Source organism: Vreelandella sp. GE22, from assembly GCF_968212445.1.
The window spans coordinates 3507329-3527461 of the sequence record NZ_OZ309110.1 but is presented as its reverse complement, the minus strand read 5'-3'; the positions used below and the strand labels follow the sequence as shown (position 1 = coordinate 3527461).

General features: G+C 58.9%; 16 protein-coding genes. 9 read left to right on the top strand and 7 right to left on the bottom strand.

The window, feature by feature from the left end:
- Positions 1-31 precede the first annotated feature (31 nt).
- The 4 genes from ACWHRL_RS16565 to ACWHRL_RS16550 are packed head-to-tail and all read left to right on the top strand — an operon-like array spanning position 32 to position 5075.
- Positions 32-1480, top strand: a complete 1449-nt coding sequence (locus ACWHRL_RS16565; protein WP_447530157.1) for an NAD-dependent succinate-semialdehyde dehydrogenase — start codon at positions 32-34, stop codon at positions 1478-1480.
- A gap of 9 nt (positions 1481-1489) precedes the next feature.
- The gene (locus ACWHRL_RS16560; protein ID WP_447894520.1) at positions 1490-2257 is read left to right on the top strand and encodes an SDR family NAD(P)-dependent oxidoreductase; all 768 of its coding nucleotides are present in this window, start codon (positions 1490-1492) and stop codon (positions 2255-2257) included.
- Complete coding sequence (locus tag ACWHRL_RS16555) at positions 2209-4320, top strand: alpha-glucosidase (protein WP_447896191.1); 2112 nt, start codon at positions 2209-2211, stop codon at positions 4318-4320. The genes ACWHRL_RS16560 and ACWHRL_RS16555 overlap by 49 nt, the downstream gene beginning before the upstream one ends.
- A complete protein-coding gene (locus ACWHRL_RS16550; protein WP_447894519.1) occupies positions 4320-5075 on the top strand; it encodes a TSUP family transporter in 756 nt (251 codons plus the stop codon). Before ACWHRL_RS16555 ends, ACWHRL_RS16550 begins: the two co-directional genes overlap by 1 nt.
- Positions 5076-5115: 40 nt before the next feature.
- Here the strand turns inward: ACWHRL_RS16550 and ACWHRL_RS16545 are convergent, their stop codons facing one another.
- Positions 5116-6156 carry a LacI family DNA-binding transcriptional regulator gene (locus ACWHRL_RS16545; RefSeq protein ID WP_447530154.1) on the bottom strand — a complete coding sequence of 347 codons (1041 nt, stop codon included), beginning with the start codon at positions 6154-6156 and terminating at the stop codon, positions 5116-5118.
- A gap of 195 nt (positions 6157-6351) precedes the next feature.
- Complete coding sequence (locus tag ACWHRL_RS16540) at positions 6352-7833, bottom strand: carbohydrate porin (RefSeq protein ID WP_447894518.1); 1482 nt, start codon at positions 7831-7833, stop codon at positions 6352-6354.
- A 390-nt stretch (positions 7834-8223) separates the two neighbouring features.
- Here ACWHRL_RS16540 and ACWHRL_RS16535 point away from each other — a divergent pair, with 390 nt between their 5' ends.
- Positions 8224-9240 (top strand): hypothetical protein, encoded by a 1017-nt coding sequence (locus ACWHRL_RS16535; RefSeq protein WP_447894517.1) that lies wholly within the window; start codon positions 8224-8226, stop codon positions 9238-9240.
- Positions 9241-9356: 116 nt separating this feature from the next.
- Here ACWHRL_RS16535 and speB read toward each other — a convergent pair whose 3' ends face one another.
- Positions 9357-10259 carry an agmatinase gene (speB, locus tag ACWHRL_RS16530; protein ID WP_447896190.1) on the bottom strand — a complete coding sequence of 301 codons (903 nt, stop codon included), beginning with the start codon at positions 10257-10259 and terminating at the stop codon, positions 9357-9359.
- Positions 10260-10404: 145 nt separating this feature from the next.
- Here speB and ACWHRL_RS16525 point away from each other — a divergent pair, with 145 nt between their 5' ends.
- Together ACWHRL_RS16525 and hpxO are read left to right on the top strand one after the other, a co-directional pair.
- Positions 10405-11328 (top strand): LysR family transcriptional regulator, encoded by a 924-nt coding sequence (locus ACWHRL_RS16525; protein WP_447894516.1) that lies wholly within the window; start codon positions 10405-10407, stop codon positions 11326-11328.
- 174 nt (positions 11329-11502) lie between these two features.
- Positions 11503-12705 (top strand): FAD-dependent urate hydroxylase HpxO, encoded by a 1203-nt coding sequence (hpxO, locus tag ACWHRL_RS16520; RefSeq protein ID WP_447894515.1) that lies wholly within the window; start codon positions 11503-11505, stop codon positions 12703-12705.
- A 15-nt stretch (positions 12706-12720) separates the two neighbouring features.
- On the opposite strand, the gene ACWHRL_RS16515 is transcribed toward hpxO, so the two are convergent.
- On the bottom strand, positions 12721-14040 hold the full coding sequence (locus ACWHRL_RS16515; RefSeq protein ID WP_447894514.1) for an NRAMP family divalent metal transporter: 1320 nt from the start codon (positions 14038-14040) through the stop codon (positions 12721-12723).
- Positions 14041-14227: 187 nt separating this feature from the next.
- On the opposite strand from ACWHRL_RS16515, the gene ACWHRL_RS16510 reads away from it, so the two are divergent.
- A complete protein-coding gene (locus ACWHRL_RS16510) occupies positions 14228-14857 on the top strand; it encodes a hypothetical protein (protein WP_447894513.1) in 630 nt (209 codons plus the stop codon).
- Between the two features lie 100 nt (positions 14858-14957).
- The gene (locus ACWHRL_RS16505) at positions 14958-15230 is read left to right on the top strand and encodes a DUF2798 domain-containing protein (RefSeq protein ID WP_447894512.1); all 273 of its coding nucleotides are present in this window, start codon (positions 14958-14960) and stop codon (positions 15228-15230) included.
- Positions 15231-15232: 2 nt separating this feature from the next.
- On the opposite strand, the gene ACWHRL_RS16500 is transcribed toward ACWHRL_RS16505, so the two are convergent.
- Genes ACWHRL_RS16500 through ACWHRL_RS16490 form a run of 3 tightly spaced genes read right to left on the bottom strand, consistent with a single transcriptional unit; the run spans position 15233 to position 20132 of the window.
- Positions 15233-18727: a pilus assembly protein gene (locus tag ACWHRL_RS16500; protein ID WP_447894511.1), complete on the bottom strand. Its 3495-nt coding sequence runs from the start codon at positions 18725-18727 to the stop codon at positions 15233-15235.
- Positions 18724-19236 carry a pilus assembly PilX family protein gene (locus ACWHRL_RS16495; protein ID WP_447894510.1) on the bottom strand — a complete coding sequence of 171 codons (513 nt, stop codon included), beginning with the start codon at positions 19234-19236 and terminating at the stop codon, positions 18724-18726. Before ACWHRL_RS16495 ends, ACWHRL_RS16500 begins: the two co-directional genes overlap by 4 nt.
- Positions 19233-20132: a PilW family protein gene (locus ACWHRL_RS16490; protein WP_447894509.1), complete on the bottom strand. Its 900-nt coding sequence runs from the start codon at positions 20130-20132 to the stop codon at positions 19233-19235. The genes ACWHRL_RS16495 and ACWHRL_RS16490 overlap by 4 nt, the downstream gene beginning before the upstream one ends.
- Between the last annotated feature and the right edge of the window lies 1 nt (position 20133).

The window sequence follows — 20133 nt, the reverse complement described above, 5'->3', positions numbered from 1 at the left end:
TCTGAATTCGAATAACGTTGAGGAGCACATGATGTTGAAACTAAACGATGCCACTTTACAGCGTGAGGCATGCCTGATCGGTGGTGAGTGGGTAGGCGCTGATAACAATGACGTAAGTAACGTCACCGACCCCTCAAATGAAAGCGTATTGGGCCAGGTACCGCGGCTGGGCGAAGGCGAAACGCTACGTGCCATCGATGCGGCCGAAGCGGCGCTGCCTGCCTGGCAGGCGATGACCGCCAAGGCACGCGGCGCGCTTTTGCGGCGCTGGCATGATTTGCTCCTCGAGCATCAGGAAGACCTGGCGGCACTCATGACCGCCGAACAGGGTAAACCGCTGGCCGAGGCACGCGGTGAGATCGGTTTCGCGGCCAGCTTCTTCGAGTGGTTTGCCGAAGAGGGCCGGCGTACTTACGGGGATGTGATCCCGACCCCGCAAAGTGACCGCCGTTTGCTGGTCGTCAAGCAGCCCGTCGGTGTGTGTGCTGCGATTACGCCCTGGAACTTCCCCGCGGCGATGATCGCCCGCAAGGCCGGACCAGCGCTGGCGGCGGGGTGCACCATCGTCATCAAACCGGCGGCGCAAACGCCCTATTCGGCCCTTGCCATGGCGGAGCTTGCCATGCGGGCGGGCATTCCGGCCGGGGTGGTCAATGTGGTCACCGGGGAGGCACGTGCTATCGGTAAAGCCATGACCGAAAGCCCGAAAGTGCGCAAGCTCTCTTTCACTGGCTCCACCGCTATTGGCAAGATGCTGCTCAAGCAAAGCGCCGATACTGTCAAGAAAGTGTCGATGGAGCTCGGCGGTAACGCGCCGTTTATCGTGTTCGACGATGCCGACCTTGAAAAGGCCATCGAAGGCGTCATGCAGGCGAAATTCCGCAACGCCGGGCAGACCTGCGTGTGTGCGAACCGAATCTTCGTACAGGCCGGTATCCACGATGCCTTTACCAAGCGCCTTGCCGAAGAGGTCGCCAAGCTCAAAGTGGGCCCAGGCCACGAGGACGGGGTCGATGTCGGGCCAATGATCGATGCATCGGCCGCTGACAAGGTATTGGAGCAGATCGAGGATGCGCTCGCCAAAGGCGGCCAGCTCCTGCTGGGCGGGCAGCGCAAGGAAGGCAACTTCCTGACGCCGGCCGTACTGACCGGGGCAACGCCGCAGATGACCTGTTTTGGTGAAGAGACGTTCGGCCCGCTGGCGCCGGTGTTCCGCTTCGAAAGCGAAAGCGAAGTGATCGCCCAGGCCAATGACACCGAATACGGGCTGGCGGCGTACTGCTACACCCGCGATTTGAGCCGCGCCTGGCGCATGTCCGAAGCGCTGGAGTACGGCATGGTCGGTATCAACAACGGTCACGTATCGACCTGCGAGGCACCCTTTGGCGGTATCAAGCAATCGGGCCAGGGTCGTGAGGGCTCCTATCTGGGTATCGAGGATTACCTTGAAACCAAATATATCAACATGGCCATCGAGTGAAGCGCTCTCATGAATGATTATCGTGATGTGACGTATCAGTCGCTCAATGACAAGCGTGTGATTATTTCCGGCGGTGGGTCGGGCATCGGGGCCGAGCTGGTCAAGGCGTTTATTGCCCAGGGCGCTCGGGTCGCGTTTCTGGATATCGACACGGATGCCGGGGAAGAGCTGGTACGAACGCTTGGGCCTAAAGCTGCGTTCCATGCCTGCGATATCCGCGATATCGAGCGCTTGCAGGCGGTGGTGAAAGAGATCGAGGCAGCGCAAGGGCCCACGCAGATCCTGATCAATAATGCGGGGCTCGATGATCGGCACTCCATTGAGGACATCACACCGGAGTACTGGGACAACTGCCAGGCCATCAACCTGCGCCATCACGTGTTTGCCACTCAGGCCGTACTGCCTGCCATGAAGACGGCCGGTACTGGCGCCATCATCAACCTGGGCTCCATTTCCTGGATGCGAGGGCGCCCCGGCATGGTGGGCTACACCGCCGCCAAGGCGGCGATCAATGGGTTGACCCGCACCCTGGCCCAGGAGCTGGGGGAGCACGGCATCCGAGTCAACTCCCTGGTGCCGGGCGCCATTCTAACGCCGCGCCAGGAGCGGCTCTGGCTGACGCCGGAAGTCAATCAGCGCTTTCTTGACCTGCAGGCGCTGAAATTCCGGCTTCAAGCTGATGATGTCGCGCGCATGGCGCTCTTTCTCGGCTCCGAGGAGAGCCGTGGCTGTACCGGCCAGAACTTCATCGTCGATGCAGGCCTGACCCTCAACTGATTAAGCGGCGTTCGGCGTCGCCCCTTCAACGAGAAACTCCTATGCAAATAACGACCACACAAGGCCAGCTAAGTGTGACGCTGGGCGGCGAAGCCCTTCTTGTTCACCGACCCGAAGCGCCGGCTTTCTTTATTGGCCGCGGCAAAGAGCGCATGGAGATGTACCGGGGTAATTTCGAGATCGAGGATTACCTGGAAAGCCGCGAAGCCTTGGCGCATTTAACGGCCGTTGAAGAGGCGGGCGGGATCCAACTGGCGCTGCGTCGTTATCGCGAGGACGAGGTACAGCTGACGCTTCGTTTGGTCGAAGTGGAAGACGGGGTTCGTCTGGAGTCGCTGGGCGCCTCCGAAGGTGTTAACCGCTTCTGGCTGCGTTTAGCGGCACAAGAGGAAGAGCGGGTATGGGGTTGCGGCGAGCAGATGTCCTACTTCGATTTGAGAGGGCGTCATTTTCCGCTCTGGACGTCCGAGCCCGGGGTAGGGCGCGACAAGTCGACCTACGTGACGTGGCAGTCGGATGTGGTCAATCGCGCGGGTGGCGACTATTACCACACCAACTACCCCCAGCCGACCTTCGTTTCCTCGCGGCGTTACTTCTGTGACCTGGAGACGACCAATTACGCGGATTTCGATTTCAGAAATGACGCCTTCCACGAGCTACAGGTATGGGGCGTTCCATCGACCATTTTGCTGCGTAGCGCCCCGACCTTTCTCGAGCTGGTCGAGCGTATCGGCGCGCATTTTGGCCGCCAGCCCCAACTGCCCGAATGGGTGTATAACGGGGTCATTTTGGGGCTCAAGCGCGGCCAGGAACACGCCGAAGCCAAACTGGCCGAAGCGCTCGCCACGAATATGTCGGTATCCGCCTTGTGGTGCGAAGACTGGGCGGGCGTGCGCGAAACCAGTTTCGGTACGAGGCTTTTCTGGGATTGGCGCTGGCAGGCCGAGCGCTACCCAAGCCTCGACTCGATGATCGAAGAGTTGCGCCAACAGGACGTGCAGTTTCTTGGCTATGTGAATCCGTATCTATGCGTGGATGGGCACTTTTTCCCCGAAGCACAGGCCCAGGGCTACCTGGCGACGGATGGTCAGGGCCAGACGGCGGTGGTCGATTTTGGTGAGTTCGATTGCGGCGTCGTGGACTTTACCAATCCGTCGGCATGCACCTGGTTTAAAGACGTCATCATCAAGCAGCAGATGCTGGATCTGGGCGTGCGCGGCTGGATGGCGGACTTTGGTGAGTACCTGCCTATCGATGTCACCTTGAGTAATGGCGTCTGTGCCAAGCAAGAGCATAACCGCTGGCCGGTACGCTGGGCGCAGGTGAACGCAGAAGCCATTGCCGAAGCCGGTCTGACGGATGAGGCCACCTTCTTCATGAGGGCGGGCTACAGCGGTGTGCAGGCACATTGCCCGCTGCTCTGGGCCGGTGATCAATCGGTCGATTTCACACGTCATGATGGGCTGGCGACGGTTATCTGCGCCGCACTCTCATCCGGGTTGATGGGCAACGCCTTCCACCATAGCGATATTGGCGGCTATACCAGCCTGTTTGGTAACACTCGCGACGGCGAGCTGTTCATGCGCTGGACCGATATGGCCGCCTTTACCCCGGTCATGCGTACCCACGAGTCCAACCGGCCGACCGAGAACCTTCAGTGGTTCGATGACCAGGAAGTAGCCACACACTTGGCCCGCATGAGCCGCATTTACGCGCGCTTATCGCCGTATCTCAAGTCACTGGTCGTCGAGGGCAGCGAGAAGAGCGTGCCAGTACAGCGTCCGCTGTTTTTGCACTTCGAAGCGGACGAGGCGTGCTACGCCATTCAGGATCAGTATCTGTATGGGCCGGATGTACTCGTCGCGCCGGTTCACGAGGCGGGGAGAAGCGACTGGCGCGTCTATTTACCCAAAGGCGTCGAGTGGGTGCACCTTTGGAGTGGGCAGCGTCATGCCGGTGGCCAGCGCGTCACGGTAGACGCCCCCTATGGGCAGCCCCCGGTGTTCTACCGCGGCGATAGTGCCTGGACATCGCTATTTGAAGACGTGGCTGGCCAAAAGTGATGAGTGTCTCGGCCACCTTGCTGCTACTGGGCTGGGTGGCGTTGGCCACCTATGCCCAAACGATCACCGGGTTCGCTTTCGGGCTGATATTGATGGCGGGCGTGGTACTTTCCGGGCTCGCACCGGTGTCGATGGTGGCCATACTGATCAGTATTCTGAGTCTGTTCAACTGTGCGCTGGCGCTTTATCGCAACATGAGCAACCTGGATTGGCAGATCATTGTTTTATGCTCACTGAGCGGTTTCGTGACGCTCATTGGGGGTGTTTGGGCGCTGGACTTTTTAAGCGGAAGCTACGTACACTGGCTGCAGCTGATTTTGGGGCTGGCGATCATTTTGAGTAGCTTGATGCTGGTGCTTAACCCGGTGCCCAAAAATGCCCGGTCCGGGCGGCTATCGTTTCTGTTCTTTGGAGGTTTGTCGGGCTTTATGGGCGGCATGTTCTCCACCTCGGGCCCGCCGCTGGTGTTTCACTTCTACCGCCAGCCGCTGACGCTGGCAGTGATCCGCGACTGTTTGCTTCTGATCTTTGCGATCAACTCGCTTCAGCGCCTGATCATCGTGGGGGTGAGCGGTCAGCTAACCCTGAATATCCTGGTATTGGCGGCGACGGCTATACCCGTGGTGATGCTATTTACCTGGCTTGGACGGCGTTACCCGCCACCGCTTGGTGAGCGAAGCTTACGCCGGGTGGCCTTTTTACTGCTGTTCGCCTCGGGTTTGAGCTTATGTGCCTCTTCGCTTCTTGCGGCTTGAAGCATGGCATGGCCCCGCCTTGTTATTCGACCCCGTAGAACTAGCGTTGGCGAAGGCTGCTGGCCCTGGGGAGTAATTCGAACCCAAGGTCCAGGCTACGTTCCTGCAAATGGCCCTGGAGGCGTTGAAGAACGCACTGGGCCACCACGTTGCCAATTTCCTCTCGGGGCGGGCGGATGGTCGATAAAGGCGGGAGCGTGCAGTTACTGAAGTCCATGTCACCGAAGCCGATCATGGCAATATCGTCAGGAATCCGGATTCCCCGCCGCTGGGCTTCACCTATCGCACCCAGGGCCAGCATATCGTTACCGAAAATGATGCCATCCGTATCGGGGTGGCTCGCGAGCAGGTCGATGAACGCCTGGTTGGCCGCTTCTGCCATGCGCCCCGGCCCGCAATCGATAACGCGTGTGTGAGATCTGCCCAAAAGGTCCACCAGGGCCGCTTCGCTACCGGCGCAGCGCTGCTTCGCGCGTTCGTCGACGCTCAAGCGGGTACCGATAAACGCGATCTTCTGACACCCGGATTCGATCAGGTGACGTGCCTGAGCACGACCGACATCGTGATGCGAAAAGCCGACCAGGGTATCCAAAGGGTTCGAGCCCAGTTCCCACATCTCGATGACGGGAACGTCCGAATTGCTCAGCATCCGCCGGGTTTCCCGGCTGTGGTTCAAGCCCGTCAGTACCATGGCGCTGGGCGACCAGGACAGAAACGTTCTGACCACCGCTTCTTCTTCGGCCTCCGCGTAGTCGCTATGGCCCAGCAGCAGTTGATACCCTTGTGCCCCCAAGGCTTTCTGCATGGTGTTGACCGTCGAGGCAAAAATGGCATTCACCATGGAGGGAACCACTACGCCAATGACGCGTGTTCGCGCGGCGGCAAGGGCGCCTGCCATCAAATTGGGCACGTAGCCCAGCGTATCGATCGCCGCTTGTATGCGCTTGCCCAACTGTCCGGAAACCTCATCGGGTTTACGCAGATAAAGCGATACTGTGCTGGCCGACACATCAGCAAACTTGGCGACGTCGTTCATTGTGACGCGCTGGGTCGAACGACGCTGGCGAGATTTATTATTCATACCCTGGCTCTCTAGCAAACACGATGTCGAGGGCTTGGTACCCTACACGCTTTAAAGCATGTTCGATTGTATCATAAGCTGAATTTTCGTAGCGCTAGGAGCGACGGGTAGGTACTAAAAGCCCATGGAGCGAGCTCCATGGGCAAAGACGAACATTACGACAATAAACGCGATGTGAGCGGTGTTAACGGTACTTTAAAAGAAGGTTTCAACCTGTACACCAAAGCTCCATTGGCCGCCCGTGAAGTTATCATTACCAAAGGGGTCTTCAGTGTCATAGCCGTTAAGGTCGCTGTCCCAATCGGTGTAGGAGGCAAACGCACGAAGCTCGGGCCTTTGCCAGAAGCCGCCTACATCCAGCTTGAACGTGGGGGCGATGGTGAACTTGGCAAAATTCCCGCTGACCGCATTGCGGTTTCGATACCCTTCGGGGCTGAGATCCATGTATTGATAGCTCACCTCGTACTGCATTTCGAAATTTTGCGTTAGCTCGTTGGCAAGCCGTGCGTTCGCCGTAACCCAGCGATAGCTATCCCCTTGCGAAAACCGGTCTTCACTCGTTTCGGCCAGCAGCGCCGGCGCAATACGCCAGTTAGGGGAGAGGTACGTGGTGCCGTAGACCGCTAAACGGGCCGTTTTAGCGTCGTCGATCAAATCCCCGTTGGACCCCAGGCGTTTGACCTCGGCGCCGAGCCCCTGGCCGTAAAGTAGCGCCGCCTTGAAGTTGCCTTCGGAAAGCCCAAAGAAAGTATCTCCATGGTAAGCCACCATGCCGTGGGCGCCGTTATCGGCGGCGGTATCGCGGCTTTCCGTTAGGCGGTCGTCGTTATCAGCGGCAGACATCGCGTTGACCATCATCTGCCAGTTACCCACGTAGTTATTGGACGTCAAGATCAGGCTGTCCGTGCTGCCTCTCCCCGGGTCGCGCGGGTCACCCACTGGAAAGTCGTTAAAGCTTCGTCCATAGAGCGAGACATTGGTACGCCAGTTATCGGTGGGCTTTACATCGTATATCCCGGCGCCGGTACCGGCCAAAAACACCACGTCGCTGTCCAGCCAGTGGATATCGAAGGTGTCGCGATCGATACGCTTACCTGCCCAGATAGCGGCATCTTCGAATGCCCCGGTAAAGCTTGGAAGCTGGTCCAGCTCGACGTACACCTGGCGCACGTTGAGTTCAGACTCGTTGGCCGTCCAGTCATTGCTCGTAGTCACCGAGTCGGCAATCGCCACGCGGAAAAGCGACCTGGCGCCGCTATCGAGCTGCTTGCGTAAATTGAACATCAGGTTGACGTAGGTATCCGGCTCGTTTCCCAAGCGACCAACCGCGCCGCCCAAGGGGCCCACGGGTGTCACATAGGGGCCTCCTGAAATACTTTTGCCATCCTCTCCAATGAGTAGCCCCGAGCGGGCATAGCCATTGAGGGAAAGACCCTCGTCGCTGGAGGCGCGCCTTTCCAGCACATCAAGACGCTGAGAGACCGATGTGGTATTGGGCTCGAGGGACTGAGCATCATCGGTATCCTGGGGCTTATTGTTGCGGGCTTCCGCCGCTTCCAAACGCGCCTCGAGATCGGCCAGGCGTGCTTCGATATCAGCGTCGTTTGCATGAGCGAATGTACTGACACCGGCAAATGCAACGGCGGCCGTTAAGGGAGCGAGTGCCAAAAACTTCATTTTAAGGATCCTTTGCTTAACAAGCTGTTGTTGTTATCCAGAGTTATTTCGTAGCGCTAAGATATAATGATTAAAAAAATAGGGCGCTGACACAGTACGCCATCGTAGCGCTACGAAATTTATTTTGTACTAGACGATAGTATTGAGCCTGCAGAAAACCTTTTTCTGAAAGAGGGGCCTTACTACCCCATGTTCACTACCCAAAAGCACCCATTCATGAACGCTTTCGTATGCCTCTGGGTATCGCTCTCGGCATCGCCGGTAAGTTTCTTTCTTTAAACTTCATTTCTCGAACTCCCGGGTCTAACAAAAATTTGCTATCGTCCCTGGTGCTTTAGCTTTGTCTGAATTATTGCGTGGTTTGAGCGATGTCATTCGGCTCAGGTGTTTGTGTGTTTTCAACTTTTAAGAAAGGGAGTATCTATGTGGGATTTCAGGCTTGGCCAGGCAATTGGCCTCATGCTCAAGACGTTACCTTTTATTATTTTCCGGTTAGCCGTCTATTTCGGGGTGGCGTTGGCCTACCTGCTGATGACCGGTATCGGCGCTGGTATTGGGTGGGGCGTTGGCGGCTTGGGTGACGCAGGCTTTCAGGAGTCAACCACGTTCTGGGGGGGCGCTATCGGGTTTGGTATCGTGGGCGGCGTCATGTACTTCTTGCGAGAGTATCTCCTGTACATGGTCAAGGCAGGACATATCGCCGTATTGGTCGAGCTACTGGAAGAACAAACGCTACCCCAGGGGCGTGGGCAAATTGAACACGCAAGTCAGGTCGTCAAGGAGCGGTTCGGTCAAGCCAACGTGCTATTTCTGGTCGATCAACTGATTAAAGGTGTGCTTAAGTCGTTTATCGGCCTGGTGAAAACCGTCTTCGGCCTTCTTCCCATTCCAGGGGCTCAGCAGTTTTTGAACATTCTGCAGGCGTTTTTGCGTATCGCGGTTGGGTTTATCGATGAAGTGATTTTGGCGTACTGCCTACGCACACGCTCCACGAATGCGTGGGCAGGTTCCCGGGACGGCCTGATTCTTTATGGGCAGAATCTCAAACCGATGATGCAGAATGCCGCTTGGCTGACGGTCATTATGTATCTGCTGTCCTTCGTGGTCTTTCTCGTCATGTTGGCGCCGGCTGCTTTGGTGGCGTATCTCATTCCAGGAGGCTGGTCAGCCACGGGCATCTTGATTGCACTATTGTTTGCCTGGAGCGTGAAAGCCGCCGTGCTCGAGCCGCTAGCCGTTACCTGCATGATGCAGGTCTATTTCAAGGTGATCGAGGGGCAAACGCCGGACCCGGAATGGGAGGCCAAAATCGAGGGTATGTCCAGCAAGTTTCGCAGGCTGAAAGAAAAAGCCACAGACGCTTCAAAAGGCAGTGATACGCCCGCTAGCAGCCACGTCAACTCGTAGGACTTGTTTGCCGCCAGGGGGCTGAGAATATGAGGATGTCAGCTCGTTTCTAAGCGAACTACGCTTGGCGCTTTAGAATGTCACGATTAATAAAGCGCCAAGGTATGAAGACGCTATCAAAGGCGTTTGGACGCCCCCAACACATACAAAAACTCGAGCGCCAAGGTGGCGGCGGCCAGCGAGGTGATCTCGCCGTGATCGTAGGCGGGGTTGACCTCCACCACGTCCATGCCGACCAGCTCCATACCGACCAGGCCCCTTACCACCTTCAGCAGTAAATCGGTCGACATGCCGCCGCAGACCGGGGTGCCGGTGCCCGGGGCAAAGGCCGGGTCCAGGCCGTCGATATCCAGGCTTATGTAGGCCGGGTGGTGGCCCACGCGGGCGCGGATTCTTTCGAGTACCGCTTTCGGCCCATGGTCGTTCACCCAGTCGGCGTCCAATACTTCATACGGGTGGTTCTGGCGATCGAAACTGGTGCGAATGCCAATCTGTAGCGAGTGTTCGGGCACGACCAGCCCTTCTTTCAAGGCGTGGTGAAAAATGGTGCCATGGTCAAAGCGCGTGCCCTGCTCGTAGGTGTCGGTGTGGGCGTCGAAGTGGATCAGCGCCATGGGGCCGTGTTCGCGGGCGTGGGCGCGTAGAAGGGGCAGGGTAATGTAGTGGTCGCCGCCGAGCGTCAACATCTTTTTGCCCGCCCCTAGCCAGCGCCCGGCGTGGCTTTCCAGGTTGTCCACCAGGCTTTCGGGCTCGCCGTAGGCGTAGTCCAGGTTCCCCGCATCGCACACCTTTAGGCGCTCCTCGAGCGCGAAATCCCAGGGCCAGCGCTTGCCTTCCCAAATCAGGTTGGCCGTGGCCTGGCGAATGGCGTTGGGTCCCATGCGCGTACCCGCTCGGCCGGAACAGGCCAAATCGAAGGGCACGCCGCTCACCACCACCTCGGCATCGCTCGTTTTGGGGTCGAGGGCCTTGGGCACGTTCATAAAGGTGGAAATTACGTCGCCGTAAAGGCTTGGCATGGTGGGTGAGGCAAGAGGGGAGAGCTGAGTCACCGGCAGATGTCTCCAAAAGGAGGAGGGAAAGGCCGGACCATAAAAGGTTTTAGGTAATGAATAAAATGAATGTTTAGAATCAATCCATTCGCTTCATTGATGATGGTGATTCATGCGCTTGCCTCACACGTTCGATCTCAACCTGCTTCGGGTGTTCGTCATCTTGATGCAGGAGCGCCACGTGACCCGGGCCGCGCTTAAGCTACACCTGAGCCAGCCCGCGATCAGTCACGCGCTCCGGCGCCTGCGAGAAGGACTGAACGACCCGCTTTTCGTGCGTACGGATCAGGGGATGCTGCCCACCCCTCGGGCCGAGGCGTTGCTGCCGGTGGTGCGCCAAGCGCTCGCCTTGCTGCAAGAGGGCCTCGCGCCGCCGGCCGCTTTCGAACCGGCGACCAGCACACGCCACTTTACACTGGCCACGACGGATTATTTCGAAGAGCTCATGTACCCGCCATTTCTAAGCGGGCTACTCAGCGGCGCCCCCCATATAAGCTTCGCCATCGAACTCATAACGCCCCAGGTGCTGGGCGAGGGATTGAAAAGCCACGAGGTGGATATGGTGGTCGGGCTGGATAGCCAGGTCGAGCTGCCCTCTGGTGTAGTGACAACGCCGTGGCTTGCAGAGCAGTGGGTATGCCTGGCCGCGACGAACAACGCCCAGGTAGGGGGGGCGCTCAGCCTGACCGAGTTCGCCAAGCTACCCCACGTGGAGCTTGCCGACATTAGCGGGCTAGGGCCGAGCTCTATCGACAGTTGCCTGAGCGCGCACGGCTTGACGCGGCGGGTGGTCTCCCGAAACCTTAACTATATCGCCGCCGCGCGGGTGGTGGCGCTAACCGGGGCGGTGATGACGCTTCCTCGGCGTATGGCCGAGCGGTTCATCGCGCTGTTGCCGGTACGTCTGGTCGACGCCCCGGGTGAGCTTGGCGCGCTCACACTCACGCTGATTCAGCATGAGCTTTACGCCCATGAGCTCGCCACCGTCTGGCTCTTCGATGAGCTGCGCGGGTTTGCCGCATCCACCGAGACATAAGGCTGGCCCCGATATTGCTCGTTCAATGCAGTGTTACCCCGTGCCTCCGCGAGGGGATATACGCTTTGGACGATAGATGCGGTAGGCTCGTGGGAGACCTTTGATAGCCACTTTTTATAACCACTTCTTATAGCCACTTTTTATAACAACTGTTTTGCAGAATCGGGAGGCGTTATGGCATTGAGTATTGTCGTGATTGGCGCGGGCATGGGCGGGTTGAGCGCAGCACTTGCGTTCAAGCGCCAGGGGCACCGTGTGCAGGTGTTCGAACGGGTCGAGGTCATGCGCCCGGTCGGAGCGGCCATTTCGCTTTGGCCCAACGGCGTCAAAGTGATGCACCAGTTGGGCCTGGGCACCACGGTAGAGCAGATCAGCGGTGACATGACGCGCATGCGCTATTTAAGCCATGAGGGCCACCTGCTGAGCGACTTCTCGCTGACGCCGCTTTATGACGCGGTCCATCAGCGCGCCTGCCCGATTTCCCGCGCCGCGCTCCAGCAAATGTTGTTCGATGCGGTCGGGGCGGAACATATCGCGCTGGGGCGTAGCTGCGTGGATTACGAAGCCGATGATGACGGCGTGACCGCCGTGCTGGAAGACGGCGAGCGTGTCGAGGCCGACCTGTTGGTGGTGGCCGACGGCACGCACTCACGCCTTCGCAACAAGATCGTCGGCCAGCGTGTCGATCGCCAGTACGTGGGCTACGTGAACTGGAACGTGCGTGTGACCGCCCATCCCGACCTGGCCCCGCTGGAAAGCTGGGATCAGTATGTCGGCGAGGGCAAGCGCGTCTCGCTCATGCCCATGGGCACCGGAGGAAACGACGAAGGCCAGCAGGAGTTCTATTGCTTCTTCGATGTGCCGCTAAAAGCGGGTACGCCCGCCGATTCCGAACACTACCGCGATGAGCTGAAAGCGCATTTTGCCGGCTGGAGCCCGGCGGTTCAGAGGCTAATCGATCAGCTCGACCCGGCGCGTATGGCGCGGGTGGAGATCCACGATATCGAGCCGTTGAGCACGCTCATCGATACCCGCGTGGCGCTACTGGGCGACGCCGCCCACGGCATGGCACCGGATCTGGGCCAGGGCGGCTGCCAGGCCATGGAAGACGCCTGGGTGCTGGCCGAGGCGGTCAAAAAAGCGCTAGCGGAAAATGACGAGAGGGCTCAGGCGTTAGCGCAAGCGCTGGCGCAGTACGATCATGCCCGGGTAGAGCGTGTGGGCGAGATCGTTGCGCGGGCGCGCAAACGCGCCGACATGATTCACGGCGAAAACCCCGCCGAAACCCAGGCCTGGTACGAGGCGTTAAAGCACGAGGATGGCCAGGGCGTGCGTGAAGGTATCCAAAAGACGGTGGTAGGCGGCCCATTGAGCTAGGCCGCCGGTGGAGGCTTACAAAAACTGCACGACGATATAGCCCAGGGATAACAGCGTCAGCGTGGCAATCGCCAGCCAGCTCCAGGCGTTGATCAGCTTCGAGGGGCGAAGTGCTGGGGGGACGGTCGCGCCGTTGGCGGTGAAGTGGTTCAGCGCGGCAAGTATCGGGCTCAGCAAAAAGGCCACAACCATGACAAAGTCCATGAACAGCCGGAAGTTGCCCATCAACGTATAGAGAATCACCGCCGCCAGCAGCGAAAGCCCGGCCAGCGATACCAGAAAGGCCGGGCTGCCTTCGAGGGTGCGCGTCTCTTCGATGGCTCCGGTGGGCCGGGTAAAAGTGTACCAGGAGGCGCTGATCATGCGCGGAAAACCGTCGAGTACGGTCAAAAGCGTGGTGAGCATGACGGTAAAGGCGGAAATGCCCACGACCACGCCGCTCCACTCGCCCAGGGTGCTGGTGTAGAGGCTAATCACTTGGGTGGCAAAGCCGACCGCGCCGTCCGCCGGGTTGATGGCTTGGCTATGCATGACTCCCGCGCCCATGATCACGAAACACGCGGCCAGCACGCCCGCGCCGATGTAGCCAATGTTGAAGTCGATTTTTTCGGCGGCGGTCTCGCTGCGCGTGCCCTGTTTTTTGTTGCGCGCCTCGGACCAGAGCGAGTTCATGATGGCCAGTGTGATGTCGGAGGGCATCAGGCCCAGCACGGCGACCAGGGTGACGAAAGTGGCCACGCTCCAGAGCGGCGATGCCGCGGTGGCCGGGTAGAACGTCCATTCCACCAGCGGTAGGGCGGCGGCAGCGGCCAGCACCGTGGTCACGCTCAAAATCACCACGAATACCTTGTTGATCCAGTCCAGCAGCTTGTAACCCCCGGCAAAGGTGAGCACGCCGCAAAGCGCAATCAAAATCACCGCGACGGTGGGCGGGCTCAGCGTCAGGGGCACGATGCTGCCCGCAAGACCTGCGGTAGTGATCGCAATGGCGGCGATGATGATAGCGGTGACTGGAATTTGCACCAGCGCGAAAAGGCCGACCACAAAGCGACCAAAGGTTTGGCGGTATCCTTCGACCAGGGATTGCCCGGTGACGCTGACATAAAACGGGCCAAAGAAGAACGAAGGATACTTCAAGAGCACCGCAAGTAGAATAAAGCCCAAAAGCCCAATACCGTACTCGGCGCCGGCTCTTGTAGATTGCACCACGTGGGAGGTACCAATCGCTGCGCCTGCAAACAGAAAGCCGGGGCCCAGCGCCGCCAGGTATTTTTTGGCATGGGACGGTCGATGGGGTGCATCGCCACTCAAGGAAGTGGAGTGTTGAGAGGGCATGAAATGCTCCTTATGAGCCAGATAACCAGTCAGGCGGTGTTATTGTTTTGCCCGTGCTGCGCGTGGCGCTATGGTAGCTTAGCTTGACTGCGCTTTCATGCCACATTCGAATATAGACGCAGATATTGTTAAATATAAGTAACGCTTGATTGACTCTAAACCACCCATCTTATGAGTAGGCCCGCCCATGCTTAGTGCGATTGTTTACGCTTTGATCTTTATCGGCGTCACCGCCACGCTTTATCAGCTCTATGCGGTCAACTACGCCATCAATTTCGATAATCACAAGAAGCTTTCGATGAAGGACCGAGCGCGCCTTGAATCACTCAAGGCGGCGGCGGAGCGCGACCGGGAAAGCGGTGGCCAGGAGTTCGACCAGGCGGTAGAAACGGCGTTGGGAGCGGAGTTCGATAAGACGTTGGCCCGGGAGGCGTTCGAGCACGAGGACGATGAAGCCGCCATGGCGCTACTGCGTCGTCGCTCACAGCTGCGTTTTGGCCCCCGTTTGACCGCGCGTCTTCCGCTTGTGGGCAGCATGGCGTTGCCCCGGCGCGATTGGCGGCCGCTTTTTATCGGCCTGGTCATACTCAATAGCCTCATTGCCCAGTTTTTGGGCGGCATGAGTATCTACACGCTGCTTTATCCCGTCATCACTCCCTCGCTTGGTTGGCTGAATGAGCCGGCCATTCTGATGGTGCTGATTTTTCTGCTCATACCGCTGAATTACCTGATCGGGCAGCTGGATTTCTACCTGAACGACCTTTACCAGCTAGGGCGCCTGAAGCAGAAGAAAGCCTCCTCCACCGCCTATGCGTGACGCGATGCCGGGTAAGGGGTACTCCCGGCACTTGGGCTTTCACCCTTCTTCGCTAAACAAGTAAAGTAGGCAGCTTGCTAAATCGATAAAGGCCGTGGTGATGGTTCGAAAAATTTTCCCCGAGCAACGCCTGCTGGCGGCGCGCAAGCTGCACCCGAAGTTTACTCCACTGGTGTTCGCTTTTTACATGTCGTCCATCATGGCTTTTTTGATGACGTTGGTGATTACCGCCGTTAACAGCGGTTGGGAGCCGGGGTTCATGGGCCAAGTATGGCAGGCCTACCGGGTGGCGATGCCGGCCGCTTTCTTGTGCATTTTGGTGGTGCGCCCGCTCGTCGCCCGGCTGGTTCAGTGGACCGTGCGACCCTGGTGATCTCAACGCAGCGCCTCGACTTCCTCGCCGGTCAGTTGGCGCCAGGAGCGGCGCCCGAGCGGCACTTCGTTGAAATCGACCGTGATCAACCCGCTGCCATCCGGCGAGGCGGCTGAATCCCCGGGGTTGCCGATAAAAAGCGTTTCGCGCCCGGTCTCTGAATTTTTGACCCCCACCAGGCGCTCGCCGCTACCTACCTGTAGGCCTACGATGGCATTGCCGTTGATCGTGGCGTTGCTATCGACCTCCCCATCGCGGTTGAGGTCGAAAATGGTGGCCCCGCCGCTGCCGCCGGTATCGGCCAAAAGCGATAGAAAATAGCCCACGCGTCGGCCACCGCAAGGGTCCGTATTATCCGGCAGCAGAGTCGAAAACCGCACCCGCCTGGGAAGGCCGCTCGAGAGGGACGGCGAGGCGGTGACGCGCTCGCCTACGGGCAGCTCCATCCGCCACCCCGGCTGGTTGCCGGTCAGCGCAAGGTTGGTGGTAGCGCGTGCGGTTACCCCGTTTTGGGCGGCGGTGGCGGTAATGCGTTGGGTCAGAAGCTGGCCGGCCGTCACCGGGCTCGTACGATCGACCTGATCGCGAATACCGATCAACTGCTGAACGCCTCGGTCGCTTATATCCTGATTTCTAAAGTAGCTGCCGGTGCCGAAGAGCACCATGAGCCCGTCCTGCGCGTTGCTACTCAAGGTAACCGCAGGGGCCGAGGTGATCGGCTGGGCGCGGGAGCCTGAGTAGAGTTTCGTGATCGTACCGCGGCCTCTTAGTGAAAAGCGCCACAGGTTGCCTGCCAGGTCACCGGCGTAGGCGAAGTGAGCACCGCTGGTAAATTCTGGCCACGCCGTAACGGTCGGCGTGGCTAGCCCGTTGGGGGCCTCGAGCGTACCTTCGCCGGTTTTCAGGTGGGCGATCAGTTGGCCGGTCGCCAGATTGACCACGAAGAGCGAGGCCTGGTAGCCGGTGCTGTTGTAACCGTTACCAAAGATGGCCGCCCAGGTGCCATCGCTTAGCTGGGTAATCGTGGGGTCGCTCACACCGCTACCCAGCTCCGGATGACGAAACTCCCACAGCACACTTTGCGCGCCCATTTGGTTCGGCTGGGTCACATCCAGCGCAAACACCGTGCGCCCGCCCGACCCCATGGTACCCACGACCACTGCGCGGGGGCTGCCGTTGACCGTTATCTCGCGCGCCGCTGGGGTGCCGTCCATGAAGTAGCGGTGGCTGTAGGTTGCCCGGGTCAGTTCACGAAGCGGGGGTGAGCTCCCCTGGGTGAGCTCCGAGGGCAGATAGGCAAAGAGCTCGCGCCCGGTATCCGCGTTGAAGCCATGCAGCATGCCATCGTTGGCGGCTACCAATAGAAGCGGCACGCGCGTGGCGCTTTTGGGGAGCACGACCGGATTGGCATTGATGATGTCGCCCAGAAGCGACTGGCGGGCGCGCAGCGGCGGGCGGTTGAGTCCCTGAAACCAGTCGATCTCTGCCTGGGTGAACCCGCTGGTGCTCGTGCCCAGCACCGCCCCGGTACGCCGTGCGTCTGGCTGTGGGCGATAGGAGGTCAAAAGACGGCGACTCCCGGCCTGACCGGCGAGCTGAGTTTCACCGTTCCAGCGGGGCGTCAGTGTGCCGTTGGGTCCGATCGCGGCGGCGGTCAACCGGCCCGACCAGTCGTCACTTCGAAAACCCGCACTGTAAAGCAGGTTATTGCTCTCCAAATCAAAGGAGTCGTTACTCACCGCCGAGGACGTATTGGATTGCGAGGCGGTGATGATGTTGCCGAGCACCTGCTGCATTACCTGGTTAAGCGAGGCTTCGTCGTTGGCGAAGTAGGCGCGTTCGGTGCCGCCCGCCCGGGCCAGTTCGCCCAGCGGGTCCTGGGGCACGCCGGGTAGGTTGTTGATGTCCGGCGGCAGGTTGAAGCCCACGACGTAGGTTCTGACCGGTTTTGGCAGTGCTCGGGCGGTATCGTCATAAAGGCGTCTAATGGCGTTTTGCGCGTCTCCAAGTGCCTGGCCCACGTTGTTGCCCAGCGAGCGCCCGAAACGGTCGACCGAGGGCAAGCCATCGGTGAGCCAGATATTGGCATTGACCAGACACTGCTGGGCGCTGGGGTTGTTGATGTTCGGGATGCGCATTCCGGCGCGATACCCCTGGTTGCTGGTAAAGGAACTGCCCGCGCTAGTATTGTTCAAAAAGTAGTCCCGCGCGGTGTACATGGTGCCTTCGATGGGGGTAAGCCCGGTCGCGAGCAACGGCCAGGCGGGGTCGGTCATCGGGTTGCCGTTGCCGTTCCAGTCGTGGCGCTGCGGCTGAAGTTTGGTGAGAATCGATGTCCAGTGAGCGTTGTCGATCGAGCCATCGGGAAGCGATCCGCCGATGGGCACGTGAAGATAGCCAAGCCCTGGGGAGGAGGCGGTACGCCACTCCAATTGGTTCAGTGCGATAGAAGCGGTATGCGCCCCCCAATTGGGAATGCCGCGTTGGCGCAGGCTGTCTACCAATGGAAGGTTGTATGTGCCTATGATGGGTGTACGGCCCAGAAAACCTGTATAGCCCGCGATGACGGGGTCGTCGTACCACACTCGATTGGGTTCGATAACCGACCAGCCGGTATTATTGCCCGCAAGCCCTCTATAGCGTTCGACACGCTGATCGGCGGTGGCCGTGGGATTTTGGATGTTGCGCCAGTACTCGGTAACATCGTGGGTGGGCACACCCGTGGAATAGGACTCGTCGAAGGTGTAGCCCGGCACGCCTACGTTAAAAAAGGTATAGAAATTACTGTTTGGCAGCTTTGAGCGAAAGCGTTTGGTGGAGGCATTCCAGGCGCCGGTAAAGTTGGGCGCGTACCAACTGGGGTTGGCCGTTGTCGAATAACGAGCGTCGAGTGCGCGTTCGGTTAGCCGCCACACCACGGTACGGCCATTGAAGGCATCGTCGCGAGTTCGAGAGGCCGGGTTTTGCTGATACGCCATCAACCCCAGGTTGATCTCGCCCCGGTAACGGTCGATCAACTCGCGCCCCACGCGCTTCATGATGCTCGATTTGCTCAGCGGTGAACGTGCCCCGGCCGGGCATAGTGAGGCATTAAACGTATTGAGCTGACAGGCGGCAAGCGTTTCTCGGTCGCCCTGGGTCGTGCCGATTGCCACGCGACCATCCAGCCCCTCCTGGCCGCTTTCCGAGTTATCCAAAATCAACAGGATATTAGGATCGACGTGGCTTACCGCATTGAACGGCGCGTTGGCGACCCCCGTTCTATCGGGCGGTATTTCATACGCTTCATCGATGACGCCGCCGCCGCCACTGACTGGCGGTTCCGTGGTGGTGGGCGGCTCAGAGGGAGTGCCCGTCGCGGGGGGGGCAGTGGTAGGAGGCGGCTCGGTGGTAGGTGGTGGGCTGGTCCCCAGCGCCATGACAGGGCTTACCCCAAAGCTTGCCGTCAGGGCCATCAGCAGGGTGGCGGTTAGGCGCGCGTAGCTCGGTTTGTTCATGGTTTTACTGCCGCCCCCTGTTCATGTGCAAAAAATACTTCAAGCATAACGGCCGTATCCTGCGACTTACCAAACCCTACGGAATTGATATTAAAAAGAAATTCAATCATTTCTAGGCCTGCGCCGGTGTGGTGCGAGCCAAGCTCGGCTACCAGCTCGATACAGTAATAAGAGTCGAGGATTTGTCCTGCCCCTTCTTTCCCATGAAAAGACCAGTTTTTTAAATTTTTTAATACTTCCCTAGTGGGTTCTAACTGCCCACGGCAATCACGATTACGAAAGTCTTGTATTGAAGGGTTTTCTTTTAATTGTTGCTCAGCCTCATATAAAGCGGCTTCGGCAGCTTGCAGTGCTGCATTGTAATCCTGCTGGTTAAGCGCCATGCGTCCCTGGGTTATCGAGCCTTGCATCGACGAAAGGCTCACCAGCGTCACGATGGCCAGAAAAATCAGGCTGAGTACCAGCGCCATACCGCGCTGAGCCGTTGGATGACCGTACTCGCGGTTCATGGTCGACTCCCCGGGTTCCTTAGCGCGATGGTCGTGGTGAAGGCCTGATAAAGGCGTCCGTCATCGGCGTTAAACGGGTTCGAGCGAAAGTTGCCAGTGGCAATCGTGGTGGGCGCCTGGCGCAGGCCGGTACGCTCGCTTTGTACGATCAGGCTGATACGTACGGCGCGAACTGCTTTCCACTGATCAGCGCTTAACGCCTCGGGGGGCAAATACTCGTCACCGATCAAAAAGAGGGCGCGAAAGGCCGGGATGTGGCTCGCGAGTACTTCGTTCCCTCTATCGCCGCTGGTATCAACGCGTCTAAGCGAAGGGGCGTTCGCGTTGTCGTCATCGGTGCCCAGGTAGTAAGTGGCACTATCCAGTATCCATGCAAAGGTTCTGCTTTCCGGGTAGTCGCTAGCGCTAAGTTTTGGCGGGAGTTCACCCTGAAAAAGGGCACATTTAAATGGGCCCTGTAATAAGGTCAGCTGTTCTGAAGCCGTTAAGGTATCGATTGAGACTGGAATAGGGTTGGGTATTACTTGGGAAGGACCGCCACGAAATTCAATGCTATGAGCTTCCGGCAACGCATTGATTAGCGAGCTATCAGGTTGCGCGTGCCCCTGTACCGAAAGTGTCGTGTTATCGTCAGGAGGTGGAGGCGACACGCAACTACCTCTGAAACCCGCTTGACGAAGCTCGCGCGAAAGCGTTTCCAGCGCAAACCGCCCGGTATCCTGCATATTGGCGAGTGCGGTGGTGATTTGGTAGCTGCGTTGAGAAGCAACAAAAAGCTGGGTGGCGCCCATGATAACCAGCACGCCGATCACCATCGCCACCAAAAGCTCGACCAGGGTAAAGCCTGCCTGGGGCGGCGAAGCGCTGGGCGAGGGGTGAAGGCGGCGATCGCGCATC